This is a genomic window from Tsukamurella hominis (genome assembly GCF_965137015.1).
Taxonomy (GTDB): Bacteria; Actinomycetota; Actinomycetes; order Mycobacteriales; family Mycobacteriaceae; genus Tsukamurella; species Tsukamurella hominis.
The window spans coordinates 227747-252711 of sequence record NZ_CBCRZG010000002.1 but is presented as its reverse complement, the minus strand read 5'-3'; the positions used below and the strand labels follow the sequence as shown (position 1 = coordinate 252711).

The window sequence follows — 24965 nt, the reverse complement described above, 5'->3', positions numbered from 1 at the left end:
GTAAGGTTCACCACAACACCACCGTTTGCGACCCGGAGGATTCGTGCGCGAGATCAGCGTTCCCGCCAACTACACCATCGACCCCTCGGCCTCCACGGTCGACGTCGTCTTCGATGTGGCCCGCACGGACCCGGACAGCGTCCGGATCAAGCGCCTGGTCGCGGGTACCTGGGAGCCGGTGACCTCGAAGCAGTACGAGCAGGAGATCCTCGGCGTCGCCAAGGGCCTCGTGGCGCAGGGCGTGAAGCCGGGCGACCGCGTCGCGCTGGTCTCGTCCACCCGGTACGAGTGGCCGCTCATCGACTTCGCGATCTGGGCCGTCGGCGCCGTGACCGTGCCCGTCTACGAGACCAGCTCGTCGGGCCAGATCGACTGGATCCTCGAGGATTCCGACGCGGTCCTCATGATCATCGAGGGCGCCAAGCAGGCCGCCGAGGTCGCGGAGCTGACGGGCCTGCACAATGTGCAGCGCGTCCTGCAGATCGACCCCGCCGACGGCGACCCGGGCGCCGTCGCGACGCTCACCGCCGAGGGCGCGGAGATCACCGAGGACCAGGTCCACGCGGGCCGCGCCGACGTGAAGGCCGAGGACCTCGCGACGCTGATCTACACCTCCGGCACCACGGGCCGCCCCAAGGGCTGCGAGCTGACCCACTCCAACCTCATGAGCGAGGCCGAGGCGATCCTCAGCTCGCCGTTCGGCGACGCGATCCGCGGCGGCTCGAACGTGATGTTCCTGCCGCTCGCCCACGTGCTGGCGCGCGCCGTGAACATCGCCTGCTTCAAGGGCGGCGCGCTGGTCGGCCACTTCAACGACACCAAGAACCTGGTGCCGCAGTTCTCCGTCTTCCAGCCCACACTGATCCTCTCGGTCCCACGCGTCTTCGAGAAGGTCTACGCCTCCGCGCAGCAGAGCGCCGTGGACGGCGGCAAGGGCAAGATCTTCGACGCCGCCGTACAGACCGCGATCGAGTACAGCCAGGCGCAGGACACCGGAGGCGCCGGCCTGATCCTCAAGGCGAAGCACACCCTGTTCGACAAGCTTGTCTACGGCAAGCTCAAGGCCGCGCTCGGCGGGAACTGCAAGGTCGCGATCTCGGGCGGCGCTCCCCTGGGCGCGCGGCTCGGCCACTTCTTCCGCGGCGTGGGCGTCACCGTGATGGAGGGCTACGGCCTCACCGAGACCACCGCGGCGATCACCGTGAACGTCGCGGGCGCGCAGAAGATCGGCACCGTGGGGCGGCCGCTGGCCGGCCAGGCCGCGAAGATCGCCGAGGACGGCGAGATCCTGCTCAAGGGCTCCGTCGTCTTCCGCGGCTACTGGCACAACGAGGAGGCCACCAAGGCCGCGATCGAGGACGGCTGGTTCCACACGGGCGACCTGGGTTCGATCGACGACGACGGCTACCTGTCGATCACCGGCCGCAAGAAGGAGCTGATCGTGACCGCGGGTGGCAAGAACGTCTCCCCCGCCGGCCTGGAGGACGCGCTGCGCAGCAACCCGCTGATCTCGCAGGCCATGGTCGTCGGCGACGCGCAGCCGTACATCGCGGCACTGGTCACCATCGACCCGGAGGCCTTCCCGCAGTGGAAGGCCGCGAACGGCAAGCCTGAGTCGGCCACCGTCACCGACCTGCGCAACGATCCCGACCTGCTGGCCGAGATCAACAAGGCCGTGGCAGCGGCCAACGAGACCGTCTCCAAGGCCGAGGCCATCAAGAAGGTGCGCATCCTGCCCGAGGACTTCTCGGAGGAGACGGGCGAGATGACGCCGACCATGAAGGTCAAGCGGAACGTCGTCTCGCAGAAGTACGCCGACGACATCGCCGAGCTCTACGCGAAGTAACCTCCACCCGAACACAGAACCGCCGCGCCGGATCCCGGTGCGGCGGTTCTGTTCTCGGGGCGACGGTGCGACTGCGCAGCTTCGGTGCATGTCGGCGGCGACACGCCGGTCCGCGGCCGCAGGATCACACCGAAGGTCGCTCGGCGGTCAGTTCCGAGGTGGATCAGTACGGGTTGAGCAGGGTCTGGAGGCGGTGGCCGAGGCGGCGCCAGTCGAAGTGCTCGGCCACCAGCTCGCGCCCGCGGGCGCCCATCGTCGCGGCCCGGTCGGGATCGGCGAGGAGGCCGGCGACGGCGTCGGCGATCGCCTCGACGTCGCGGCCGGGCACGACGTGGCCCGACTCGCCCTCCCACACGGTCTCGGGCGCGCCGCCGGAATCGCCTGCCACCACGGGCTTCCCGGTCGCGGAGGCCTCGAGGAAGACGATGCCGAGCCCCTCCACGTCGAGGCCGGCGCCGCGGGTGCGGCACGGCATGGCGAAGACGTCGCCCACGTTGTGATGCGCCGCGAGCTCGTCGAACGGGACCGTTCCCGTGAAGATCACCTGGTCGTCGACGCCGGTCTCCCGCGCGAGCGTGTGCAGCGTCTCCGCGTAGGGGCCGCCGCCCACGATCAGCAGCTTGGCGCCGGGCACCTGCTTCCGGACGCGCGGCAGGGCGCGGATCAGCATGTCCTGCCCCTTGCGCGGCACGAGCCGCGAGAGGCACAGCACGACGGGCTCGTCCTCGCCGAGGCCGTAGCGGGCGCGCAGGGCGGAGCGGGCGGCATCGTCGGGCCGGAAGACGTCGGTGTCGACGCCGGGCGGGAGGTGCTCCAGCGCGGCACGCGGGCCGAACGCGGCGGCGAACCGCCCGCGCGTGTACTTGCTGACGTACGTCGTCACGTCCGTGGTGTCGCCGATCCGGCGCAGGCAGGCGCGCGACGGCGGGAGCATCGACCAGCCCACCTCGTGGCCGTGGGTGGAGGCGACGGTGCGCAGCGCGCCCGCGTCCTTGAGCGGGGCGCCCAGGAGCGCGAGCGGGGCCGCGGCGCCGAACCACACGGTCTCGATGTCGCGGGAGCGCACCAGATCCCGGGCACGGGAGAACGCGTCGGGGGTCGGGATCAGCAGCGTCGTCGGGTGGCGGACCACCTCGAAGGGCTGTGCGGCGTCGTACTCCTCGCTCCCGCGCCAGCGCGAGGCGTAGACCACGAGCTCGTCGGCGGGCAGCTGCCGGACGAAGGCCTGGAGGTAGGTCTGGATGCCTCCGGGGCGGGGCGGGAAGTCGTTGGTGACCAGCAGCGTGCGCGGCATGCGTCAACCGTACTGGGCGCTCTGCCCCATACGGCTCAGGGGCGCATCTCGTAGGCGCCGTCGTACGCGGCGACCTGCTCCCACACCCGGTCGAAGGTCGCCTGATCCGCGACGGGACGCCGCACCGAGTCGAGCGCCCACTGCTGCTGCGCCGGCGTCGCGCCGGGCTTGCCGTACAGCCCGACCGCGTACGCGGAGAAGTCGCGGATCTGCACGTCGAAGATGCGGCTGAGCAGGCTCCGGTCGAGCCCCGTGAGGGCCGCCTGCTCCAGGATCAGCTGCCCGTAGACGACGAGGGAGAACAGGTGCCCGACGTTGAGGACGAAGTCGAGGTCCTCGGCCTGCGCCTTATCGGGCGCCGCGGTGAGCAGGAGCTCGCGCAGCGCCTTCGCCTGCTCGTAGAAGATCGCGACGTTGGGCTCGTCCGCGGCGGCCTCGTAGGCGGTCGTCCAGTCCGCGAACGGCACCTTGCTCGCGCCGCCCAGCGGGCCCTGCGCGAAGAAGAAGGCGTCGTCGGCGGCGTCGAGGCGGGTGCCGATCTCGGGGTACTCGGCGGGGTTGAGCAGGTAGTTGGGCATGTACTTGAGGATCTGCGCCACGTTCACGTGCACGGTGCCCTCGAGCCGCGGCATCCACCCGATGTACCGGTTGGCCTGGTGGAAGTACGTGGTCTTCTCGTAGCCCTTCGCCGCGATCACGTCGAGCAGCAGGGTCACGACCTTCTCCCCCTCTGACGTGACCTTCGACTTCGTCATCGGGTTGAAGAGCAGGTACCGGCGGTCCTCGCGGCTGGCGCTGCGGAAGTAGTCCACCGAGCGGTCGCTGAACAGCTTCATCGCGGCGAGCCGGGCGTAGGCGTCGACGAAGTTGGCGCGCACGTGGCTGAAGTCGGTGACGGGATGCCCGTAGAGGATCCTGTTGTTGGCGTGGGTGATCGCCTCGTAGAAGGCGTGCTCGCCGATGCCGATCGCGCCGTGGCACAGGTTGAACTTGCCGACGTTGACGGTGTTCAGCGCGGCGGCGAAGGCATCGGGACCGGTGTGCAGGACGTCCTCGGCGGTCACCGGGTAGTCGTGCAGGGCGAAGGTCGACACGAACATCTGCGAGTGCACCACGTTGTCGATCAGCTCGTACGCCGGGTGGCCGCTGTCCGCGGCGAAGAAGACGTAGCCCTCGGGGCCCTCCACGTCCGCGCGGCGGCCGAACACCGAGACCATCCCGGCGACGTTGCCGTTGCCGATGTAGTACTTGGTGCCGGACGCGGTGAAGCCGCCGTCGCCCGTGGGGGTCAGGATCATGTCGGTGTCGTAGACGTCGGCGCCGTGCGCGCGCTCCGAGAGGCCGAAGGCCATGACGCCACCGTCGGCCAACTGTCGCGCGGCCTTGCGCTTGGCCTCCTCGTTGGCGCTCATCCAGATCGGCCCCAGGCCGAGGATGGTGACCTGCTCGGCGTACCAGTACGAGAGGCCGTAGAAGCCGAGGATCTCGCTGAGAGCGGCGTTGCGCGCGCCGTCCCACCGGCGATTCGGGTCCCCGTCCGCGTAGGCCGCGGGGGTGAGGAACGTGGCGAACAGCTTCTCGCGCTTCTCGAAGGCGAGGAAGTCCGTCACCCACTCGGCGTTCAGGTCCGCCTGCAGGAGGCGCTCCTTGCCGTACGACTCGAAGAAGTCGACGGTCGCTCGGAGCAGGCGCCGCGTCTCCTCGTCGAAGTGCGCGTAGTCGGCCGTTTGCGGATTCAGCAGGAAAGCGGACATGGGCTCACTGTAGCCCCGTGGGCGCCGCCCGCACCGCGGAAGTCTTAGTAGCGGACCGCCGAGTTGTACGGACCGGCGGCGTCGATCGGGACGACCTGCACCGGCACGCCGAAGGTGGAGGCGTGCACGACCTTTCCGTCGCCGACGTACATGCCGACGTGCGTGGCCGCGGAGTAGTAGACGATGATGTCGCCCGGCTGCAGCTCGCCGCGGGAGACGGGGCGCCCGCCGTTGAGCTGCGCCTGCGAGGTGCGCGGCAGGGACTTGCCGGACTGCTGGTACGCCCAGACCATGAGCCCCGAGCAGTCGAACTGGCCCGGCCCGGTGCCGCCCCAGGCGTAGGGGCTGCCGACGCGGGTGAGCGCCGCCCGGACGGCGGCGAGCTCCGCGGTGCTCCCCGGCGGAACCTTGCTGGGGTCGAACGGCGTGGGCGGGCCGATCAGCGTCTGGCGCTGGGCGCCGGTGAGCCGGTCGTAGATCGCCTTGATCCGGGCGATCTCCTGTGCGAGCCGCGACTTCTTCTGCTTGAGGTCCGCGGCCTTGCGCTCGGCCTCCGTGCGGGTGTCCTCGGCCGACTTGGCGGCCTCGGCGGCACGGGTGGCCGCGGAATCGGCGGCGGCCTTCGACTTCTTGTACGCGTCGACGGTGGCGACGACGTCGCGGTTGACGAAGTCGAGCGTCGACATCTGGTCGAGCATCTGCTGCGGCGAGTCGCTGACGAGCAGTGCGTACGTGCGGTTGGTGCGCGAGCCCTTGTAGTTGGCCACGACCACCGCGTCGATCTGAGGCTGCAGCGCCGCCTTGCGCGCCGCCACGGCGGAGACCTCGCGCTTCGCGGCCACGAGGGTGGCATCGGCCGCGCGCTTCGCGGCCGTGGCCTTCTCGGCGTCCTCCTGCGCGGCCTTCGCCGCCTCGTTGGTGCCGGAGGCCTGCTCCGAGAGCGCCTCGTACTGCTTGAGCGCGGCGTCGGCGGTGTCGGGGTCCGCGGTCGCGCTGCCGGTGACGGTCAAGCCGGCCACGAGGGCGACCACGGCGGACGCGGCAGAACCGCGCAGCACGAGCGAACGGGACGAGGAGGTCGATGACACGGCCGAGCGGGTCCTTCCAAGCTGGAGCACGATTGCGAACGCAATCACTGCCAGGTTACGTCAGTAACGACGGGCGGAGTAGACCGACATCTCGTTGAGCGGGCTCACCTTGACCGGGATGCCGTAGTTCACCGAGTGCACGACCTTGCCGTTGCCGATGTACAGAGCCGCGTGGCTGCCACCGTTGTAGATCACGATGTCGCCGGCCTGCAGGTCGGAGATGGGGATCGAACGGCCGCCGCCGAGCTGGCCGTAGCTGTCGCGCGGGACGGTGATGCCGGCCTGCTTCATGGACCAGTAGACGAGGCCCGAGCAGTCGAACGAGTTGGGGCCCGCGGAGCCGTACGAGTAGGGCAGGCCGGTGCGCGACAGCGCGGCCTGCACGACCTTGGCCTTCGCGCCGCCCGGCTGTGCGCCGGCGACGGTGGTGACGCCCGGCTTCGGGGCGACCGCGACGCCGCTCACGACGTTGGGGCGCGCGGTGGTATTGCGGGAGGCGACGGTCTGCGCGGGCTTCGCGGCGGGCTTGGCCTTGCCTGCGGTGACCCCGGGCTTGACGCCGGGCGCGGGGGCGGGCTTCGCCTTGGGCGCGACCGGGGCCGGCGCAGCGGGGGCGGGCGCTGCGAACGCGGCCGTGGGGGCCGCGAGCGTACCGATGGTCACGGCGCCCGCTGCGAGCGCACCGCGGGCGACGGTGGCACCCTTGCTCGGCTGCGGCTGAAGTCGGTGTTTCGCCACGAAGCGATTCTCCTAAGTTTCTTCCCGACCGCCGACCGAGTTAGCTGACGGGTTCGGGCGAGGAAGATGCCCTACCCCAGAGGTCGTGACCTCCGGCGATTCACCCCGGATAACGCGTGTGGGTCCCCGGCGAGGCCTTGCGGCCTCTTAGGCGGTGACCTCGGGAGACGGGGCGGTTTTCGCTCCGGGCTCCTCCGCAAGGTCTCAGAAAGATTACGAAACGGAAACGCGCCTGTCTAGCCGGACGCGCCGGGGAACCACCCCGAGTCACCCCTGAGAGGCATCCTAACCCGCCTGTTTCGCCTGGTCAGGCACCACCCGGAGGCCGGGCAGCATTCCCTCGTTCGCGAACGCCGCGATTGCGTCACTCAGACCCGGATCCGTGACCGAGTCGTCGTCGGGACCCGACACGGGCGGCGCGGCCACGACCACCGGGCCGAGGAGGAAACCCACGGCGCAGTCGCCGCAGGCGCGCGGCTTGGCGGGGCAGGTGGAGCAGTCGACGTGCAGCGTCATGGCGCGTCCCTTCGTTGACGGGGTCTCGATGCCGGCGACGCTAGGCCCGGTCACTGACAAGTTTCGAGTGCGCGTTCGGTCGGCGGAAACCTGTCGGTGGGGTGTTCTACCGTCGCGGCATGCAGCTCAGCCTGGACGATTGCGAGACGGGCACCGTCGACCCGCCCCTGCGGGAGGTGACCTTCGTGGTGGTCGACCTGGAGACCACGGGCGGCTCCCCCAGGGGTGGAGACGCCATCACCGAGATCGGCGCGGTCAAAGTCCGCGGCGGCGAGGTCCTGGGCGAGTTCGCGACGCTCGTCGACCCCGGCTGCGGCATCTCCCCCCACATCACCCACCTCACCGGCATCACCACGGCGATGGTCACGGGCGCCCCGCGGATCGAATCCGTCCTCCCCTCGTTCCTCGAGTTCGCGCACGGCGCCGTCCTGGTCGCGCACAACGCCCGGTTCGACCTCGGCTTCCTCAAGGCCGCCGCGGCCGCGACCGGCACCCCGTGGCCGAAGCCCGCCTCGCTGTGCACGGTCCAGCTCGCGCGCCGGGTGCTCACGCGGGACGAGGCACCGTCGGTCAAGCTCAGCGAGCTCGCGCGCCTGTTCCGCACCGAGACCACGCCCAACCACCGAGCACTCGACGACGCTCGGGCCACCGTCGAGGTGTTGCACGGGCTGATCGGCCGTGTCGGCAACCTCGGCATCCACACGCTCGGGGAGCTGCGCGGGCACCTGCCGTCGGTCACGCCCCAGCAGCGCGCGAAGCGCCACCTCGCCGATCCGCTGCCGGAGCGGCCGGGCGTGTACCTGTTCCGAGGGCCGGGGAACGAGGTGCTCTACGTCGGCACGTCGGGGAACCTGCACCGCCGGGTACGCAGCTATTTCACCGCCGGCGAGACGCGGGGCCGGATCAAGGAGATGGTGGGCCTCGCCGAGCGCGTGGACCATGTGGAGTGCGCGCATGCGCTCGAGGCCGCTGCGCGGGAACTGCGGCTCATCGCCGCGCACACTCCCCCGTACAACCGGCGGTCGAAGTACCCGAAACGCGGCTGGTGGATCTGTCTGACCGCCGAGGCCTTCCCCCGGCTCGCAGTGAAGCGCTCGGCGCCCGCGGGCGCCGCGTGCATCGGCCCGGTGCGCTCCCGCACCGACGCGGCGGATCTCGCGGACCTGCTCGCCGAGGCGAGCGGCCTGCGCACGTGCACCACCCGGCTGCGGGCCGGTGCCGTCCACTCCTGCGCCCTGGGCCCCGACGGTGCCCACCCCCTCGGCGGGTGCCGGGCCTCGGCCGCAGCGCCGGAGCCCGCGGCCGTGTACCGGCCGCGGGCCGAGCGGGCGGCCGCCGCGCTCACCGGACGCTCGTCGGAGGTCTTCGACGCGCTGGAGGCGCGCCTGGCCGCCCTCGCGGAGCGGGAGTTCTTCGAGTCCGCCGCCCGGCTGCGCGACCGGACCGCACAACTGGTGGACGCGGTCGCCCGCTCGCACGCGCTGGTCGCCTTCGCGGACGTCCCCGAACTGTCGATCGCGCACCCCGACGGGGCCGGCGGCTGGGAGCTCTCGATCGTGCGGCACGGCCGCCTCGCCGCTGCCGGCGTCGCTCCGCGCGGGGTGCCGCCGATGCCCGTCTTCGACCGGCTGCGTGCGGGCGCCGAGTCCGTGTACGAAGCGTGCGGGGACCTCGCCGCGCCGGACGTTCCCGACGCCCTCTTCCCCGCCGACACCCTGCACGGCGCCAGCCCGGAGGAGGCGGCGCTGCTGCGCCGCTGGGCGCTGCGGCCGGGGACGCGCATCGTCGACGTGCAGGGGATGTGGGGTGAGCCGCTGGCGGGCGCGGGGCGCTGGCTCGAGTGGGCGGGGCGGGCCTCCGAGGCCGGCCGCGACGCCCGCGCGGCGGCGGCGCATCCGCGCGGGCCCGCCAGGCAATACAGTGAGGAGGCCACGCACGCCGCGTGAACGCCAGATCGACCGGAAGGCCCCGCAGTGATCACCGCGATCGTCCTCATCAACGCCGACGTGCACCGCATCCCCGAGACCGCGCAGGCCGTCGCGAACATCGAGGGCGTCACCGAGGTGTACTCGTGCGCCGGCGACATCGACCTCATCGCGAAGGTGCGCGTGCGCGAGCACGATCAGATCGCCGAGGTAGTCACGGAGAAGATCAACCGCATCGACGGCGTCGCGAGCACCTCCACCCACATCGCATTCCGCGAGTACGCCTCGGCGGACGTCGACGCGGGCTTCGACATCGGGAACTGACGCTCACTCGCCGTTGATGATCTCCAGCAGCTCCGGCGGCGGCGTCACGTTCAGGGCGTCGTCGGCGATGCTGCTGATCTGCGTCACCGTGCCGTCGCGCCAGTAGTAGACGTTCGGCGACACCGGTCCCACCCCGTCGGAGTAGCCGTTGGCGGCGAACACCGGCAGCAGCATGAGGCCGCCGAGCGCAGCCTCCGCGCTCGAGCAGGCCGCGAACGCCAGCTGGTTGCGGAAGGGCACGGCGAACAGCACGCCGCCGCTCAGGTCGACGCCCGGCACCCATCGCGGGAGCAGTTCGGGCAGCAGCACCGCGCCGCTGGCCGTGTACACGGATTCGCTGAGGGCGCACTGGAATCGGTGCCCGTCGTGCTCCACGGTCTCGACGCGGATCTCGGCCGTCTCGGTGAGCTCGCGCCACAGGTTGCGCCGCGCCCGGTCGTACCAGGGCCCGAGCGGCGCCATCTCCCGCACGGAGCCGTCGCTGAGGATGCTGACCCGGTCCGGGTAGTCGACGGCGAGCACCTCGGCCACGCCGGACTGCCATTCGAGGGCGTAGTCGAAACTCATCCGACCGTCCGTCGCGGTCACGTCCCACAGCCGCGCGATGATCCGTTCGCGCATCTGCGCCTCGTCCGGCTCCTCGTCCGGCGGGCGGAGCATCGCGGAGAAGTGCTCGCGGACGACACCGTCCCACTCGGCGGGCCCGGCGCCGCGGACCTTGCGCATGAGATTGTCGAGCCCGAATGTGCGGCCATCGGCGGTCACCACGTGATCGCCGCGGACCTCCGCCTCGAACCCGTTCTCCGCCAACACGGTCCGCGTGAGTGACCGGAGACGATCCGCGTCCCGGATGGCCAGCAGCTCCAAGTACGGATCCGGCTGGTCGTCGACCGACTTCTTCCTCCCGAACAACCCCATGTCCCGAGCGTAGGCCGCGCGGTCAGTAGCCGCTGTGGCTGACCTCCGCGGCCTCGACCTCGATGCCGAAGTCGACGGCCTGCTGCACGATCTTCTGGGCCCGCGCCAGACGCGGCAGGTCGGAGCCGTCGGTGATCTTGCCGCCCGACTTCTCGAAGGCGTCGATGAAGCCGTGCGCCCAGGCCACCTCCGACTCGCTCGGGCTGAGGCCGCTGTTGATGACGCCGGCGTGCTCCGGGGTGAGACACAGCTTCCCGGACATGCCCATCTCCTTCGCCAGGGCTGTCCCGGTGGGCAGGTGCGCGATGTTCAGGGTCGGCCCGTCGATGGGCGCGGGCAGGCGGGCCGCGCGCGACGCGATGACCAGCTGTGAGCGCGCGTAGGCCAGGGCGATCGGATCCTCGCCGACGGCGGTGTCCCGCTTGAAATCGCCCGTGCCGAAGGCGATCCGGAAGGTCGACGGCGCCGAGGCGATCCGTGCGACGTTCTGCATCCCGCGGGCGGTCTCGACGAGCGCGAGGATCGGCGTGCCGTCGGGGAGACGATCCGCGGTGTCGTCGAGGTGGCTCGAGCCCTCGGACTTCGCGAGCATGACGCCCTCGAGCCCGGCGCACTGCTTGAGCGCGGCGCAGTCGGCGCTCCAGTACTCGCTCGCCGCGTCGTTGATGCGGACCCAGGCGCGATGGCCGGTCGACAGCCATTCGACGGTGTCCGCCCGCGCCTGCTCCTTGTCCTTCGCGGCGACTGCGTCCTCGAGGTCGATGATCACGGCATCGGCCTCGCTGGCCTGTGCCACGGCGAAGGACTCGGGATGGGAGGCCGGGACGAGCAGCCAGGAACGGGCGATCTGTGGGGAGACTGTGCGCTTACTCACGCCGCCAAGATTAGGCGGGCGGAACACCGAATTCCACGGAATGGAATTTTGTGCGTTCTGTTCGCGGGCCCTAGTCGGAGATGTCGGCGACGATCGCACCGTACGCCGCGATGAGCGCGTCCGCGTCGACGATCGCGCTGTGGCCGTGCGCGCCGGCGCCGAGCGCCACCGTCGCGCCGACGATCCGCTCGTCGACGTACACCGGCCAGTCGCCCCGCGCCCCGACGGGCGTGATCGTGCCGCGCTCGTACCCCGTGGCCTCGAGCGCCTCGTCGGCCGGCGGCATCGCCAGCCGGTTCACCCCGACCACGGCGCGCAGCTTGGGCCACGCGATCGACCGGTCTCCGGGGACCAGCGCGAACAGGTAATCGCCCTCGCCGCGGCGCACGACCAGCGACTTCACCAGCTGCGACGGCGGCAGCTCCATGAGGGCCGCCGCCTCCTCCAGGCTCCGCGCGGCCGGGCGCTCGCGGACGGTCACCGTCAGACCCCGGGCTGCGGCGTCCGCGCGCATCCGGTCCAGCCCCGACTCGCTCACGCGCCCGCGATCTCCTGCGACAGCGCGACCCAGCGGTCGAGCAGCGCGGCGGCTGCGCCCGAGTCGACGGCCTCGGCGACCCGCGGCAGGTGCGCCGCGAGCGCGTCCTGCACGGGCTCCCCCGCGGTCAGGCCCTCGTACGCGGCGACGGCACCGGCGGAGTTGAGCAGCACCGCGTCGCGGACCGGGCCGGTCTCGCCGGCGAGGAAGGCCCGGGCGATCGCGGCGTTGACGGTCGCGTCGCCGCCCCGCAGGTCCTCCATAGCGACCCGGGCCAGCCCGAGCTCGCGGGGGTCGACGGACTCGACGCCCACGCCGTCCTCCTGCACGCGCCAGACGGTGGAGGTCGACGTGGTGGTCAGCTCGTCGAGCCCGTCGTCGCCGCGGACGACGATCACGTGGTCCTGGCCGCCGCGATCGGCGAAGGCCTGCGCCACGACGGGCGCGAGGTCCGCGAAGGCGCAGCCGATGAGGCCGGCGGAGGGGCGGCCGGGGTTCGTCAGCGGGCCGAGCACGTTGAAGACGGTCGGGATGCCGATCTCCTTGCGGGTGGCGCCGGCGAAGCGCAGGCCCGAGTGGAAGACGGAGGCGAGGCAGAAGCCGATGCCCAGTTCGGTGGTGGTGCGCGCGACGCCGTCGGCGTTCAGCCCGATCGCGACGCCGAGCGCCTCCAGGCAGTCCGCGCCGCCCGACTTCGACGAGGCGGCCCGATTGCCGTGCTTGAGCACCGGGACGCCGGCCGCGGCCACGACGATCGAGCTCATCGTGGAGATGTTGACCGAGTGCGAGCGGTCGCCGCCGGTGCCGACGATGTCGACGGCGCGGGCGTCGAAGGGCACCGGGGTCGTGAGCGAGAGCATCACGTCGGCCAGCGCGCGCACCTCGACCGGCGACGGGCCCTTCATCTTCATGGCGACGCCGAACGCGGAGATCTGCGACGGGGTCGCCCCGTCGCTCATGATCTCGGACATCGCCCACCGCGCCTGCTCCGCGCTGAGGTCGCGCTGGGAGGTGAGCTCGGTGAGAACGGTCGGCCAATCCATGGCCACAGCGTAATGGGGTGGTTCAAGCGGGTATCTGGAGCACCTGCCACAGGACGGCCCGCCCGCCGTGCCGCGCGGTGACGCCCGCCATCCGCGAGCGCTCCTGCGAGACGTGCAGCGCGTCGACCTTCTGAACCCGGGCCACCGCCACCGTCTCCAGGCCGTCGCGGGACGGCGCACCGTCGGGCACGCGCTCGTACCGGTCCTGCCCGACGAGGCGCAGCACCTCCTCGACCTCGCCGCCCGGGATCTCGAGGACGTGCCGCAGCACGCTCTGCGCCTCGGGATCGAAGCCCGGGGAGGCGTCGAGGACCGACGACGAGGCGGCCGCGTCGTCGCCCGATTCCGCCACGGGAACCAAACCGGGGTGCCCGGGCGTTAACTCGTCGACGGTGCGCGTGGACAGGTGGCCGAGCAACCGACCCAAACGGGTCCGCTGCTCGGGTCTGCCGTTGAGGTCGTAGGGCAAGGTTCGCCTTATCTGCCGATGCCGATCCGGCCGTTGACGTGGTGTTTCGAGTGTACGAGCGGAGGGCGCGCAGCCTGCCCGTGACATTCGACGCGCCCAATCTGCGACCCGGGTAGGCATTCGATACTACGACCGGTCATACTTGCGAGGTGACTAGCGCCGCACCGACCTCAGCTACAGCCATCACCCAGCGCGTGCACTCACTCAACCGGCCCAACATGGTCAGCGTCGGGACCATCGTCTGGCTGTCGAGCGAGCTCATGTTCTTCGCCGGGCTCTTCGCCATGTACTTCGTGGCGCGGGCCGGAGCTGGGGAGAACGGATGGCCCCCCGCCGACACGAACATCAGCCTGGCCGCGGCCCTGCCGCCGACCATCGTGCTGATCGCCTCGTCGGTCACCTGCCAGCTGGGCGTTTTCGCCGCGGAGAAGGGCGACGTCTTCAAGTTCCGCATCTGGTACCTGATCTCGCTGATCATGGGTGCCGCGTTCATCGCGGGCCAGCTCCACGAGTACAACACGCTGATCGGCGAGGGCCTCACGCTCAGCTCTTCGGTGTACGGCTCGGTGTTCTACATGGCCACCGGCTTCCACGGCCTGCACGTGATGGGCGGCCTCGTGGCCTTCGTCTTCATCCTGGCCCGCAGCCGCGCCTCGAAGTTCACGCCCGCCCAGGCGACCTCGGCGATCGTCGTCAGCTACTACTGGCACTTCGTCGACGTGGTGTGGATCGGCCTCTTCGCCGTCATTTACATCATTCGCTAAAGACGTTTATCTCAGTCGCCATCACAGAGGGATAGCAGATGAGTTCAGCCAACTTTGAGCCCGCCGGCGAGGGAGGCGAGCCCGACGGTGCCGGGCGCGCGTCCGTCGCCTCGGCACAGAAGGCCCGGAAGCAGCGCAAGCTCCGCCGCAAGTTCGCGAGCGCAGCGCTGCTGGTCGGCGGCCTCCTCGCCGCCGGCGGTGTCGCCACGATCGCCAGCCCCACTCCGCAGGTCGCGATCGCCGACGATTTCGACGCCGCGCAGGTGGAGACCGGCAAGCGACTGTACGAGACCTCGTGCATCAGCTGCCACGGCGCCAGCCTCGAGGGCGTGAAGGACCGCGGCCCGAGCCTCGTCGGTGTCGGCGATTCGGCCGTGTACTTCCAGGTGCACTCGGGCCGCATGCCCGCGACGGTCAACTCGTCGCAGATCGTGCGCAAGCCCGCCAAGTTCGACGCGAAGCAGATCGACGCCATGGGCGCCTACATCCAGTCGATCGGCGGCGGCCCGTCGATCGTGTGGGAGTACAACCCGGACGGCTCGATCAAGCGCGACGAGAACGGCAACCGCGTCATCGCGCAGGAGTCGCTGCGCGGCAAGAACCTCGGCGCCGGCGCCGAGCTCTTCCGCCTCAACTGCGCGTCGTGCCACAACTTCACCGGCCGGGGCGGCGCCCTGTCCGGTGGCAAGTTCGCGCCGCCGCTGGATCCCGCGAACGAGCAGGAGATCTACGCCGCGATGCTGACCGGCCCGCAGAACATGCCCAAGTTCTCGGACCGCGCACTGTCGCCTGAAGAGAAGAAGAACATCATCGGCTTCATCAAGAACGTCGGCGAGACCCAGTCCCCCGGCGGCCACGGCCTCGGCGGTTTCGGTACCGCGTCCGAGGGCATGGTGATGTGGGTGACCGGGATGATCGCCGTCGTCGGCGCCGCGATGTGGGTTGGGAGCAGGAATTGACCGCCAAGCCGTTGAACAACGTCCCGTCGGACGACGAACTGGACAACCTGTCCCACGATGAGCTGGTGAAGCTCGGTACCAACCTCGACGGTGTCGAGCTGGTCTACCGCGAGCCCCGCTGGCCCGTCCCCGGCACCCGCGCCGAGAAGCGCGCCGAGCGCACCGTCGCCCTGTGGTTCGCCCTGGCCGGCGTCTTCGGCGCCGCGCTGCTCGGAGTCTTCCTCTTCTGGCCGTGGAAGTACCAGGGCATCGATGACGCCCACTACTGGTGGTACACGCTGTACACCCCGATGCTGGGCATCACCTTCGGGCTGTCGCTGCTCTGCGTCTTCGCAGGCACCGTGCAGTTCACCAAGAAGTTCATCCCCGAGGAGATCGCGGTCCAGCAGCGGCACGACGCCGGCGGCTCGTCCAAGGTCGACAAGGCCACCACGGCCGCGCTGTTCAAGGACGCGCTGGAGACCTCCACGCTCCCCCGCCGCAAGATGATCATGGCCTCGGCCGGATTCGGTGTCGGCGTCCTCGGCCTCGGTGCCGCGGCCGGCTTCATCGGCGGCCTGGTCAAGAACCCGTGGGCCAAGCGCGAGGCCTCGCCGCTGTGGCACACCGGCTGGTCGCCGTACTGGAACTCGCTCGAGAACGACTTCTCGAGCGAGCTCAACCACGAGCCCGTGTTCCTCCGCAACGACGTGGGCGACCCCTACAAGGTCAAGCTGGTGCGCGCCGAGGACCTCGACGCCGGCGGCATGATGACGGTCTTCCCGTGGCGCGTCTCGGACGGCTTCGGCGAGACCGAGGAGTCGCGGCTCAAGCTGCTCCACGGCCTCAAGGGCATCCGCAACCCCGTCATGCTGATCCGCCTGCGTCCCGAGGACGCGGTGCGCGCGATCAAGCGTGAGGGCCAGGAGAGCTTCAACTACGGCGACTACTGGGCCTACACCAAGGTCTGCAGCCACTTCGGCTGCCCCACGTCGCTGTACGAGCAGCAGACCAACCGCATCCTCTGCCCCTGCCACCAGTCGCAGTTCAACGCGCTCGAGTACGGCAAGCCGGTCTTCGGTCCCGCCGCCCGTGCCCTCGCGCAGCTGCCGATCTCGGTCAACGAGCAGGGCTACATGGTCGCCAACGGCGACTTCATCGAACAGGTCGGACCGGCCTTCTGGGAGGCGACGCACTGATGACCACACTCGGAGATCGGATCGGCCACCAGGCCAACGATCTGGATTCGCGGTACCACTTCGCGCCCGGCATTCGTCGCCAGATCAACAAGGTCTTCCCCACGCACTGGTCGTTCATGCTGGGCGAGATCGCGCTGTACAGCTTCGTGATCCTGCTGCTGTCGGGCGTGTACCTCACCCTGTTCTTCGACCCGTCGCTGTCGGAGGTCCACTACGAGGGCGCCTACGAGCCGCTGCACGGCGTCGCGATGTCGCGCGCCTACGCCACCACCCTGGACATCTCGTTCGAGGTGCGCGGCGGCCTGTTCGTCCGCCAGATCCACCACTGGGCCGCCCTGATGTTCGCCGCGTCGATCATCATCCACATGGCCCGCATCTTCTTCACCGGCGCGTTCCGTCGCCCGCGTGAGGCCAACTGGGTCATCGGCTGCGCGCTGCTGCTGCTCGCGATGTTCGAGGGCTTCTTCGGCTACTCGATCCCGGACGACCTGCTGTCGGGCACCGGCGTCCGCGCCGCCATGTCGGGCATCGTCGTCGGCCTCCCCGTGGTCGGCACCTGGGTCCACTGGGCCCTGTTCGGCGGGGACTTCCCCGGCGAGCTGCTGATCCCGCGCCTGTACGTGCTGCACATCCTGCTGTTCCCGGGCATCATCCTGGCGCTGATCGCGGGCCACCTCGCCCTCGTCTGGTACCAGAAGCACACCCAGTTCGCGGGCCCCGGCCGCACCGAGGAGAACGTGGTGGGTGTCCGCATCCTCCCCGTCTTCGCGGTCAAGACCGGCGCCTACTTCGCCGCCACCTTCGGCATCATCGCCCTCATGGCGGGCATCTTCACGATCAACCCGGTGTGGACGATCGGCCCGTACGACCCGGCGAAGGTCTCCGCGGGCGTGCAGCCCGACGTCTACATGATGTGGACGGACGGCCTGGCCCGTCTGTGGCCGGCGTGGGAGCTCTACATCTGGGGCCACACGGTTCCGGGCGCCGCGTTCGTGGCGATCATCATCGGCGTCATCATCGGCCTGATGATCGGCTACCCGTGGATCGAGAAGAAGCTCACCGGCGACGATGCGCACCACAACATCCTGCAGCGTCCTCGCGACGTGCCGGTGCGCACCGCGATCGGCGCCATGGCGCTCGCGTTCTACATCGTGCTCACGCTCTCCTGCGTGAACGACGTCATCGCGCTGAAGTTCCACATCTCGCTCAACGCGATGACGTGGATCGGCCGCATCGGCCTGGTCGTGGCACCGCCGGTCGCCTACTGGCTGACCTACCGGTTCTGCATCGGCCTGCAGCGCGCCGACCGCGCGGTGCTGGAGCACGGCATCGAGACCGGCGTCATCGTGCGCCGCCCGAACGGCGAGTTCATCGAGCTCCACCAGCCGCTCGGCCCCGTCGACGACCACGGCCACGCCGTGCCGCTCCCCTACGAGGGCGCGGTCGTCCCGACCAAGGCCAACCAGCTCGGCGCCGCCGGCCAGCCCGGCACGGGCTCGTTCCTGCGGGCGGACTCGCCCGAGGAGCAGCGCGACAACGCCGCTCGCGATCACGCGAACGAGGTCAAGGCGCTCGAGGCCCTCAAGAAGGTCCAGGACAACGGCGGCAAGATCGACGTCGAGTAGGTCCTGACAACGCCACTGCGGCCCCTCCCCCACCCGGGGAGGGGCCGCAGTCGTTTCCGGTTCCGACGGTCCGCCGCCGGCGTCCGCCATCCCGTCCGCCTGCGCCACTGCTGCGCACACCACGCGAGCTTGCGCACGCCACGCGCGTATCCGCGCACCGGGCGCGCCTGTGCGCACGCGCCACGGACGCTCACGCGTGTGGTGTGCGCGGGATCCAGCCGCGCACGCGGCGCGTACGCGGCTCCGGCACAGAGAAGCTGGGCCCGCACCATCGCCCCCGCACCACCGCCCCCGCACCTACGGGGTCGCGCGGGAGCGGCGCAGCCGGGACGACGTGACGTGGACGCGCGCCCGCGGCGGCGAGCGCCGCTGACTCAGGCCAGGCGCAGGCGCAGTAGGTAGCTGTTCTCCCCCACCGGGGCGCCGGGCTCGCCGAGGCAGACCTCGTGCCAGGCGCCGTCGACGGCGGTGAGGCCACGCTCGCGCAGCTGCACGGCGAAGGCCTTCGCGGTGGGGGTCAGGGCGGCCGACCACCGCCCGTCGACGCGGGTCTGCAGGTACGACGATGCCGGCAGGTCCAGGCAGTGCACGCGGGCGAGACTGAGCCCCTTGCTGGCCTCGAGCTGTTCGAGCACGTCGCCCACCTCGGCCTCGTCGATCCACGCGGGGCGGCGCAGCAGCAGCGTCCAGCGGGCCGCGCCGGTGTCCTGCGGCGCCACGTCGCCGCGGAGCCGCTCGAGCGGGGGCATCCGGAAGTCGCTGCGGGCGGCCTCGTCGGCGCCGGGGGTGCCGCGGCGGTAGAGGGCCTTGTTGCGCACCTTGACGCCGTAGGCGGCCGCGTAGAGGGCTTCGGCGGCCACGCGGAAGTCCTCGGAGGTACGCGGGCTGCCGACGGTGTCCACGGCCAGGTAGGCGCGCTCGGGGGCGTCGACGACGCCGGTGTGCCCGACGGTGTCGTACGCCCCGGCACCGTACGCGTCGGGCTCCGCTTCGGCGAAGTCGAACTTGGTCCTCGGCGGAGCGACTGTGCCGCCTCTGCCGCGCACCTCGTCGGCGGTGAGCTTGCGTACGGACAGCCCGGCTCTGGCCTGCGTCATGCGTGCATGCAATCAGGCCGAGACGACCCGTGGGCGGCGCCGCGGTGAACGTGGACGAAAGAACGACGCCCGCCCCGGTGAACTCCGGTGCGGGCGTCGCTGAAAGAACGTGTCCTAGTGCTTCTCGGGACCCTTGTGGTACTCGAAGACGAGGCCCCACGCGGCGCCGACGACGAGCAGGCCGCCGAAGAACCAGAGCCAGTAGAGCTGGAGGGCGACGGAGATGCCGACCACGGCGACCGAGGCCGAGAGCAGGATGGGCCACCACGAGTGCGGGCTGAAGAAGCCCAGCTCGCCGGCACCGTCGGACACCTCGGCGTCCTCGTAGTCCTCGGGGCGGGTGTCGACGCGGTTGGACACGAACCGGAAGTACGTGCCGATGATCAGCGTCAGGCCGCCCGTGAGGAACATGCCGGTCACGCCGACCCACTCCACGGCGCCGTAGCCGTAGCCCGGGCCCCAGATCGCGGTCGCGACGGTGTACAGGATTCCCGCGAGGAAGAAGAACGCGGTGAGGAACTCGAAGAGTTTCGCTTCGACCTTCATGGGTCAGTTCGCTCCTTCTGCGTTGACGGGCGCGGTGCTGTTGCCCGACGGGGTGCGGCCGGTGCGGCGGGTGTCGAACGGGAACGTGCTCGTGGAGACGCCCACCTCGCCGATCGACTCCAGCGCGGCGACGTTGTCCTTGCCGCCCTGACGCGCCTCGATGTACTTCTTGAAGTTCTCCGGCGTCACGGCGCGGATCTCGAAGTTCATCATCGAGTGGTAGTCGCCGCACATCTCGGCGCAGCGGCCGACGAAGGCGCCGGGCCGGTCGATGCTGGACACCTGGAACTTGTTCTGGGTGTGGTTCTGCACCGGGTTCGGCATCACGTCGCGCTTGAAGGCGAACTGCGGGACGTAGAACGAGTGGACGACGTCGGCCGAGGCCAGGTCGAACTGGACGCGGGTGTCGGTCGGCAGCACCAGGACGGGGATCTCGGCGGACGAGCCCTGCACCTCGACGGTGCTGAACTTCAGGTAGTCGCGGATCTCCTGGAAGCGGCCGTGGTTCGGGCCGCGCTCGGGCTGCGCCTCGACGTGCCCGTGCTCCTTCATCTTCTCGGCTTCTTCGTTGAGCTTCGCGATGTCGGGCTGCTTGCCGTACGGGTTCTCCCGCTCGAGCTTGATCTTGTTGCCGTCGAGGGTGACCTCGCGGTACGCGAAACGCCAGTTCCACTGGAAGGCGGTGACGTCGACGGTCACGCCCGGGTTGTCCTCGATCTTCTCGACCTTGGTCTGCACGACCACGGTGAAGTAGAAGAGGACGGCGATGATGAGGAACGGGATCGCGGTGTACAGCAGCTCCAGCGGCACGTTGTACGCGGTCTGCCGGGGGAAATCGGGCGAGTCCGCCTTGCGCCGGTGGAACGTGATGGTCCAGAACGTGAGGGCCCAGACGAGCACACCCATGATGAGGGCGGCGACGACGGACCAGCTCCACAGCTCAGTCATGTCACGGGCCTCGGGGGTAACACCCTCGGGCCAACCGAAACGCATCACCTCGTCGGCCGAGCAGCCCGCCAGAGCGAACATGCCAGCGACGAGCCCGGCGGCCAGAACCAGGCGCTTACGCCAGGACGCGGCCCCACCGTGGGCGTTACTTCCGGGTGCCAATGTCGCGCCTTCCTGCTGAAACACGGTCAGTGCTACGGGGCCCGTTCCGGACCGTCTCCCCGTCCGGGAACTCACGGCCGGGGCTGCACGTTCCCCTTGTACTACGCAGCGTAGACCAACGGGACGGGGTACACGTTGCGGGGTCGGCAAATGGCGCGTCGTTTCGCGTGCCCGGCGCACGGGCCTGCGCCGTTCCGGGTGCAGGGCCCCGTTCCGGCATACTGGTCAACCGTGTGTGGCCTCCTGGGATTCCTGTCCGCCGATCGACACGCGGGCGACGTCGTCGACGCGGTGACCGCCGCCGGCCGGTGCATGCGGCACCGCGGCCCCGACGAGTTCGGCGGGTCGTGGCACGACGACGACCTGGCGCTGAGCTTCAACCGCCTCGCGTTCATCGACATCGAGCACGCCCATCAGCCGCTGCGCTGGGGCCCGCCCGAGAGCCCCGACCGGTACGCGCTGACCTTCAACGGCGAGATCTACAACTACCTCGAGCTGCGGCAGCGCCTGACCGACGAGTTCGGCGCCGAGTTCCGCACCGAGGGCGACGGCGAGGCGATCGTCGCCGGCTTCCACCACTGGGGCATCGACGGGGTGCTGGCCGAGCTGCGGGGCATGTTCGCCTTCGCGATCTGGGACACCGAGAAGCGGGAGCTGACGCTCGCCCGCGACCAGTTCGGCATCAAGCCCCTGTACGTCGCGACCGGATCGAAGGGCACCGTCTTCTCGTCGGAGAAGAAGTCCGTGCTCGCGCTGGCCGACGAGGCGGGCCTGAAGCCGGGCCTCGACGCCCGCGCCGTGCAGCACTACACCGTGCTCCAGTACGTGCCCGAGCCCGAGTCGTTGCACCTGGGCATCCGCCGGCTCGAGTCGGGCTGCTACGCCACCGTCTCCCCCGGCGGCACCGTCGACGCGCAGCGCTACTTCGAGCCCCTCTTCCCCGTGAAGCCCGTCACCGGCGGCCTGGAGTCCGCCGAGGCGAAGGCCGTCTACCGCGACATCGCCGACGCGCTGCGCGACTCGGTGAAGATGCACATGCGCGCCGACGTGACCGTCGGGTCCTTCCTCTCCGGCGGCATCGACTCGACCGCCGTCGCGGCGCTGGCGATCCAGCACAACCCCGACCTGATCACCATCACCACCGGTTTCCAGCGCGAGGGCTACAGCGAGGTCGACGTGGCCGCGGAGTCCGCCGAGGCGATCGGGGCCCGCCACGTGGTCAAGACCGTCTCCCCCGAGGAGTTCCGCGACGCGATCCCGGCCATCGTCTGGTACCTCGACGATCCGGTGGCAGACCCGTCGCTCGTCCCCCTCTACTACCTCGCGCGCGAGGCCCGCAAGCACGTCAAGGTCGTGCTGTCGGGCGAGGGCGCCGACGAGTTGTTCGGCGGCTACACCATCTACAAGGAGCCGCTCTCCCTCGCCCCCTTCGACAAGCTGCCCGCGTGGGCACGACGCACCGCCGGGAGGATCGGCGACCGTATGCCCGAGGGCAAGCGCGGCAAGTCGCTGCTGCAGCGCGGCTCGCTACCGCTCGAGGAGCGGTACTACGGCAACGCGCGTTCGTTCAACGACGCCCAGCTGGACTACGTGCTGCGCGACTTCCGCCCGGAGTGGACGCACACCGACGTGACCGCACCGATCTACGCCAAGACCCGCGGCTGGGGCCCCGTCGAGCGGATGCAGCACCTGGACCAGTTCACCTGGCTCCGCGGCGACATCCTCGTCAAGGCCGACAAGATGACGATGGCCAACTCGCTCGAGCTGCGCGTGCCCTTCCTGGACAAGGAGGTCTTCCGCGTCGCGGAGACCCTGCCCGCCGACCTCAAGCTGGCCGGTGGCACGTCGAAGTACGCGCTGCGCCGCGCGCTGGAGGAGATCATCCCTCCGCACGTGCTGCATCGGAAGAAGCTCGGCTTCCCCGTGCCGCTGCGGCACTGGCTGGCCGGCCCGGAGCTCTACGACTGGGCACGGAACGTCATCGAGGAGTCCCAGACCGACGAGTGGATCGACCGTCGCGCTGTGCTCGCCATGCTCGACGAGCACAAGGCCAAGGCGCCCGAGGGCTGGCCGGGCGGCACCGACCATTCCCGCCGGCTCTGGACCGTCCTGGTGTTCATGGTCTGGCACGGCATCTTCGTCGAGGACCGCATCCACCCGGCCATCGAGGAGCCGGTCTACCCGGTCCGCCTCTAGGCGTCAGCGCAGCAGCGCGATCCACATCGCGGCGTAGTGGCAGAGCGCCGCCACCACGGTGGCGGCGTGGAAGAACTCGTGGTGCCCGAAGACGCCGGGCCAGGGGTTGGGCCAGCGGGTGGCGTAGAGGACCGCTCCGCCGCTGTAGAGCACGCCGCCGATGGCGAGCAGGATCGACGCGGTCCAGCCGGCGCCGCGCACCAGGTCGCCGGCGACGGCGACGACCACCCAGCCGAGCGCGATGTACAGCGGCACGCCCACCCAGCGCGGGGCGTGGGGCCAGAGCAGCTTGAGCGCGACACCGGCGAGCGCGCCGCCCCAGACCACGGCGAGCACCCAGCGGGCGACGCCGGACGGCAGGGCGAGCACGGCGATCGGCGTGTAGCTGCCGGCGATGAAGACGAAGATCATGCAGTGGTCGGCGCGCTTCATCCAGATGCGCTGCGCGTCGGTCCACTTCCCGCGGTGGTACGCGGCGCTGACCCCGAACACGCCGATCACCGTGATCGCGTAGACGAGCAGAGCGAGGCCCGCGGCGGTGCTCTCGCGGAAGCCCGCGATCACGAGTGGGATGCCCAGGACGGCGGCGCCGAGCGCGCCGAACTGGTGGATCACGCCCCGCAGGCGCGGCTTGGCCTCGGGAACACCGGCGATCGTCATGAACCTACGATACCGTAGGTTACTCGCCGGTAATCAGTATTGTGAGCTACAGCGCAGCCAGGATCTCGGCCGCGACCTCGGCGCCGTAGGCCTCGGTCAGCCGCTCGCGGGCGTCCTCGGCGTCGTAGTCCCACGCCTGCGGCCCCACCGTCTCGAGCACCTTGACCGCCACGTACGAACCGAGCTGGCCGGAGCGCTCGTACGACAGCCCCGCATCGAGGCCCACGAGGAAGCCCGCGCGGAAGGCGTCGCCGACACCCGTCGGGTCGACGCGACCACGATCGGGCACCACGTCGACGTGGATTCGCTGCGCGACGCCCTCGGCGCCGTTGACGACGATCTCCGCGCCCTTCTCGGCGAGGGTCGTCACCCGGACCTGGACCATCTCGGTGAGCCGCTCCGCGCTCACGCCGGTCTTCTGCTGGAGCAAGTTCCACTCGTACTCGTTCGTGAACAGGAACTTGGCGCCCTCGACCAGGTCGCGAGCCTCCTCGCCGTTCAGGCGCGCGAGCTGCTGCGACGGGTCCGCCGCGAAGGGGATCCCGGCCTCACGGCACTGCGCGCTGTGCAGGGTCATGGCCGCGGGATCGTTCGCGCCGATCACCACGAGATCCAACTCGCCGACGGTGGCGGCCACGTCGGCGATCGCGATCTCCCGCGACTCGGCCATCGCGCCCGAGTAGAAGGACGCGATCTGCGCCATCTCGGAGTCGGTCGTGCACTGGAAGCGCGCGGTGTGCGCGGTCTGTGAGACCCGGACGGCGCGGGTATCGACGCCCGCGTCCTCGAGCCAGGCGCGGTAGCCCTCATCGAAATCGGCACCCACGGCACCGACGAGCACGGGCCGTCGGCCGAGCCGGGCCATGCCGAAGCTGATGTTCGCACCGACCCCGCCGCGCTGCAGGACGAGCTCCTCCACCAGGAAGCTCAGCGAGACGTGCGCGAGGTGTTCGGCGAGCAGTTGCTCGGAGAACTTCCCCTCGAAACGCATCAGATGATCGGTGGCGATGGAACCGGAAACGGCGATCGACACGACGAAACCCTCCCGTGGTCGGCGACGGACGAATCCAGTCAGCCTAACCGCGAGAGGGTTCCGGACGCCTCGCGGGCGTCAGTCGTGCGTCAGTTGAACGAGTCGCCGCAGGCGCACGAGCCGGTGGCGTTCGGGTTATCGATGGTGAAACCCTGCTTCTCGATCGAGTCGACGAAGTCGATCTTCGCGCCGATCAGGAACGGCACGCTCATCCGGTCGACGGACAGCTTGACGCCGCCGAACTCGGACATCACGTCACCGTCGAGCGACCGGTCGTCGAAGTACAGCTGGTACCGCAGGCCCGCGCATCCGCCGGGCTGCACCTCGATACGCAGGGCCAGATCGTCACGACCCTCCTGGTCCAGCAGCGCCTTCGCCTTCGAGGCAGCGGCCTCGGTCAGCACCACACCGGTGGTTTCGCTCTCAGCAGTAGTCATAGGTTCTCCTCACAGACGCACGTCGGTGTCTGG

General features: G+C 70.3%; 24 protein-coding genes and 1 riboswitch. Of the genes, 8 read left to right on the top strand and 16 right to left on the bottom strand.

Going from position 1 to position 24965, the window contains the following annotated elements; translation table 11 throughout:
• Nucleotides 1-43 precede the first annotated feature (43 nt).
• Entirely contained in the window at nt 44-1846 is a 1803-nt protein-coding gene (locus ACM9LD_RS03815; protein WP_415675444.1) for an AMP-dependent synthetase/ligase, read from the top strand.
• 163 nt (nt 1847-2009) lie between these two features.
• Here ACM9LD_RS03815 and ACM9LD_RS03810 read toward each other — a convergent pair whose 3' ends face one another.
• From ACM9LD_RS03810 to ACM9LD_RS03790, 5 genes are all read right to left on the bottom strand, one after another.
• Nucleotides 2010-3140, bottom strand: coding sequence for a glycosyltransferase family 4 protein (locus tag ACM9LD_RS03810; RefSeq protein WP_415675443.1), 1131 nt, complete (start codon nt 3138-3140; stop codon nt 2010-2012).
• A 35-nt stretch (nt 3141-3175) separates the two neighbouring features.
• The gene (locus ACM9LD_RS03805) at nt 3176-4894 is read right to left on the bottom strand and encodes an acyl-CoA dehydrogenase family protein (protein WP_415675442.1); all 1719 of its coding nucleotides are present in this window, start codon (nt 4892-4894) and stop codon (nt 3176-3178) included.
• Nucleotides 4895-4938: 44 nt separating this feature from the next.
• Complete coding sequence (locus ACM9LD_RS03800; RefSeq protein WP_415675441.1) at nt 4939-5952, bottom strand: NlpC/P60 family protein; 1014 nt, start codon at nt 5950-5952, stop codon at nt 4939-4941.
• A gap of 90 nt (nt 5953-6042) precedes the next feature.
• The gene (locus ACM9LD_RS03795) at nt 6043-6720 is read right to left on the bottom strand and encodes a C40 family peptidase (protein WP_415675440.1); all 678 of its coding nucleotides are present in this window, start codon (nt 6718-6720) and stop codon (nt 6043-6045) included.
• A 14-nt stretch (nt 6721-6734) separates the two neighbouring features.
• Nucleotides 6735-6884, bottom strand: a riboswitch (cyclic di-AMP (ydaO/yuaA leader).
• Nucleotides 6885-7005: 121 nt separating this feature from the next.
• Nucleotides 7006-7236: a hypothetical protein gene (locus ACM9LD_RS03790; protein WP_415675439.1), complete on the bottom strand. Its 231-nt coding sequence runs from the start codon at nt 7234-7236 to the stop codon at nt 7006-7008.
• A gap of 119 nt (nt 7237-7355) precedes the next feature.
• On the opposite strand from ACM9LD_RS03790, the gene ACM9LD_RS03785 reads away from it, so the two are divergent.
• Together ACM9LD_RS03785 and ACM9LD_RS03780 are read left to right on the top strand one after the other, a co-directional pair.
• Entirely contained in the window at nt 7356-9182 is a 1827-nt protein-coding gene (locus tag ACM9LD_RS03785; RefSeq protein ID WP_415675438.1) for a DEDD exonuclease domain-containing protein, read from the top strand.
• Between the two features lie 27 nt (nt 9183-9209).
• Nucleotides 9210-9485 carry an Lrp/AsnC family transcriptional regulator gene (locus tag ACM9LD_RS03780; RefSeq protein WP_068521033.1) on the top strand — a complete coding sequence of 92 codons (276 nt, stop codon included), beginning with the start codon at nt 9210-9212 and terminating at the stop codon, nt 9483-9485.
• Between the two features lie 3 nt (nt 9486-9488).
• Here the strand turns inward: ACM9LD_RS03780 and ACM9LD_RS03775 are convergent, their stop codons facing one another.
• The 5 genes from ACM9LD_RS03775 to ACM9LD_RS03755 all read right to left on the bottom strand — a co-directional run bounded on the left by ACM9LD_RS03775 (nt 9489) and on the right by ACM9LD_RS03755 (nt 13210).
• Nucleotides 9489-10403, bottom strand: a complete 915-nt coding sequence (locus ACM9LD_RS03775; RefSeq protein WP_415675437.1) for a hypothetical protein — start codon at nt 10401-10403, stop codon at nt 9489-9491.
• A gap of 22 nt (nt 10404-10425) precedes the next feature.
• Entirely contained in the window at nt 10426-11277 is an 852-nt protein-coding gene (locus ACM9LD_RS03770) for an HpcH/HpaI aldolase/citrate lyase family protein (protein WP_068521038.1), read from the bottom strand.
• Between the two features lie 70 nt (nt 11278-11347).
• Nucleotides 11348-11815, bottom strand: coding sequence for an aminoacyl-tRNA deacylase (locus ACM9LD_RS03765; protein ID WP_415675436.1), 468 nt, complete (start codon nt 11813-11815; stop codon nt 11348-11350).
• The gene (gene trpD, locus ACM9LD_RS03760) at nt 11812-12858 is read right to left on the bottom strand and encodes an anthranilate phosphoribosyltransferase (RefSeq protein WP_415675435.1); all 1047 of its coding nucleotides are present in this window, start codon (nt 12856-12858) and stop codon (nt 11812-11814) included. Before trpD ends, ACM9LD_RS03765 begins: the two co-directional genes overlap by 4 nt.
• 22 nt (nt 12859-12880) lie before the next feature.
• Nucleotides 12881-13210 (bottom strand): hypothetical protein, encoded by a 330-nt coding sequence (locus tag ACM9LD_RS03755; RefSeq protein WP_415675434.1) that lies wholly within the window; start codon nt 13208-13210, stop codon nt 12881-12883.
• 266 nt (nt 13211-13476) lie between these two features.
• Between ACM9LD_RS03755 and ctaE the strand changes: the two genes are divergently transcribed.
• From ctaE to qcrB, 4 genes are read left to right on the top strand one after another with little or no spacing between them, the layout of a single operon-like run.
• Nucleotides 13477-14091, top strand: coding sequence for an aa3-type cytochrome oxidase subunit III (gene ctaE, locus ACM9LD_RS03750; RefSeq protein WP_415675433.1), 615 nt, complete (start codon nt 13477-13479; stop codon nt 14089-14091).
• 38 nt (nt 14092-14129) lie between these two features.
• Nucleotides 14130-15050, top strand: coding sequence for a cytochrome bc1 complex diheme cytochrome c subunit (gene qcrC / locus ACM9LD_RS03745; RefSeq protein WP_415675432.1), 921 nt, complete (start codon nt 14130-14132; stop codon nt 15048-15050).
• Complete coding sequence (gene qcrA / locus ACM9LD_RS03740) at nt 15047-16228, top strand: cytochrome bc1 complex Rieske iron-sulfur subunit (protein ID WP_415675431.1); 1182 nt, start codon at nt 15047-15049, stop codon at nt 16226-16228. Before qcrC ends, qcrA begins: the two co-directional genes overlap by 4 nt.
• Entirely contained in the window at nt 16228-17853 is a 1626-nt protein-coding gene (gene qcrB, locus ACM9LD_RS03735) for a cytochrome bc1 complex cytochrome b subunit (RefSeq protein WP_415675430.1), read from the top strand. The genes qcrA and qcrB overlap by 1 nt, the downstream gene beginning before the upstream one ends.
• A gap of 374 nt (nt 17854-18227) precedes the next feature.
• On the opposite strand, the gene ACM9LD_RS03730 is transcribed toward qcrB, so the two are convergent.
• From ACM9LD_RS03730 to ctaC, 3 genes are all read right to left on the bottom strand, one after another.
• Complete coding sequence (locus ACM9LD_RS03730) at nt 18228-18950, bottom strand: hypothetical protein (RefSeq protein ID WP_415675429.1); 723 nt, start codon at nt 18948-18950, stop codon at nt 18228-18230.
• Between the two features lie 114 nt (nt 18951-19064).
• Nucleotides 19065-19496 carry a cytochrome c oxidase subunit 4 gene (locus ACM9LD_RS03725; RefSeq protein WP_068521058.1) on the bottom strand — a complete coding sequence of 144 codons (432 nt, stop codon included), beginning with the start codon at nt 19494-19496 and terminating at the stop codon, nt 19065-19067.
• Nucleotides 19497-19499: 3 nt separating this feature from the next.
• Nucleotides 19500-20630 carry an aa3-type cytochrome oxidase subunit II gene (gene ctaC / locus ACM9LD_RS03720; protein WP_462933949.1) on the bottom strand — a complete coding sequence of 377 codons (1131 nt, stop codon included), beginning with the start codon at nt 20628-20630 and terminating at the stop codon, nt 19500-19502.
• A 207-nt stretch (nt 20631-20837) separates the two neighbouring features.
• Between ctaC and asnB the strand changes: the two genes are divergently transcribed.
• Nucleotides 20838-22802 (top strand): asparagine synthase (glutamine-hydrolyzing), encoded by a 1965-nt coding sequence (gene asnB, locus ACM9LD_RS03715; protein WP_415675427.1) that lies wholly within the window; start codon nt 20838-20840, stop codon nt 22800-22802.
• A gap of 3 nt (nt 22803-22805) precedes the next feature.
• Here the strand turns inward: asnB and trhA are convergent, their stop codons facing one another.
• From trhA to ACM9LD_RS03700, 3 genes are all read right to left on the bottom strand, one after another.
• Entirely contained in the window at nt 22806-23462 is a 657-nt protein-coding gene (gene trhA, locus ACM9LD_RS03710; RefSeq protein ID WP_415675426.1) for a PAQR family membrane homeostasis protein TrhA, read from the bottom strand.
• Between the two features lie 46 nt (nt 23463-23508).
• Complete coding sequence (locus ACM9LD_RS03705) at nt 23509-24495, bottom strand: carbohydrate kinase family protein (protein ID WP_415675425.1); 987 nt, start codon at nt 24493-24495, stop codon at nt 23509-23511.
• Nucleotides 24496-24584: 89 nt separating this feature from the next.
• On the bottom strand, nt 24585-24932 hold the full coding sequence (locus ACM9LD_RS03700) for a HesB/IscA family protein (RefSeq protein WP_068521070.1): 348 nt from the start codon (nt 24930-24932) through the stop codon (nt 24585-24587).
• Nucleotides 24933-24965: the final 33 nt, after the last annotated feature.

Coding starts and splice junctions, on each gene's coding strand:
- ACM9LD_RS03725 (WP_068521058.1), bottom strand. CDS start 19,496: ATGAAGGTCGAAGCGAAACTCTTCGAGTTCCTCACCGCGTTCTTCTTC.
- qcrB (WP_415675430.1), top strand. CDS start 16,228: ATGACCACACTCGGAGATCGGATCGGCCACCAGGCCAACGATCTGGAT.
- ACM9LD_RS03730 (WP_415675429.1), bottom strand. CDS start 18,950: ATGACGCAGGCCAGAGCCGGGCTGTCCGTACGCAAGCTCACCGCCGAC.
- ACM9LD_RS03790 (WP_415675439.1), bottom strand. CDS start 7,236: ATGACGCTGCACGTCGACTGCTCCACCTGCCCCGCCAAGCCGCGCGCC.
- trhA (WP_415675426.1), bottom strand. CDS start 23,462: ATGACGATCGCCGGTGTTCCCGAGGCCAAGCCGCGCCTGCGGGGCGTG.
- ACM9LD_RS03775 (WP_415675437.1), bottom strand. CDS start 10,403: ATGGGGTTGTTCGGGAGGAAGAAGTCGGTCGACGACCAGCCGGATCCG.
- qcrC (WP_415675432.1), top strand. CDS start 14,130: ATGAGTTCAGCCAACTTTGAGCCCGCCGGCGAGGGAGGCGAGCCCGAC.
- ACM9LD_RS03700 (WP_068521070.1), bottom strand. CDS start 24,932: ATGACTACTGCTGAGAGCGAAACCACCGGTGTGGTGCTGACCGAGGCC.
- ACM9LD_RS03810 (WP_415675443.1), bottom strand. CDS start 3,140: ATGCCGCGCACGCTGCTGGTCACCAACGACTTCCCGCCCCGCCCCGGA.
- ACM9LD_RS03785 (WP_415675438.1), top strand. CDS start 7,356: ATGCAGCTCAGCCTGGACGATTGCGAGACGGGCACCGTCGACCCGCCC.
- trpD (WP_415675435.1), bottom strand. CDS start 12,858: ATGGATTGGCCGACCGTTCTCACCGAGCTCACCTCCCAGCGCGACCTC.
- ACM9LD_RS03805 (WP_415675442.1), bottom strand. CDS start 4,894: ATGTCCGCTTTCCTGCTGAATCCGCAAACGGCCGACTACGCGCACTTC.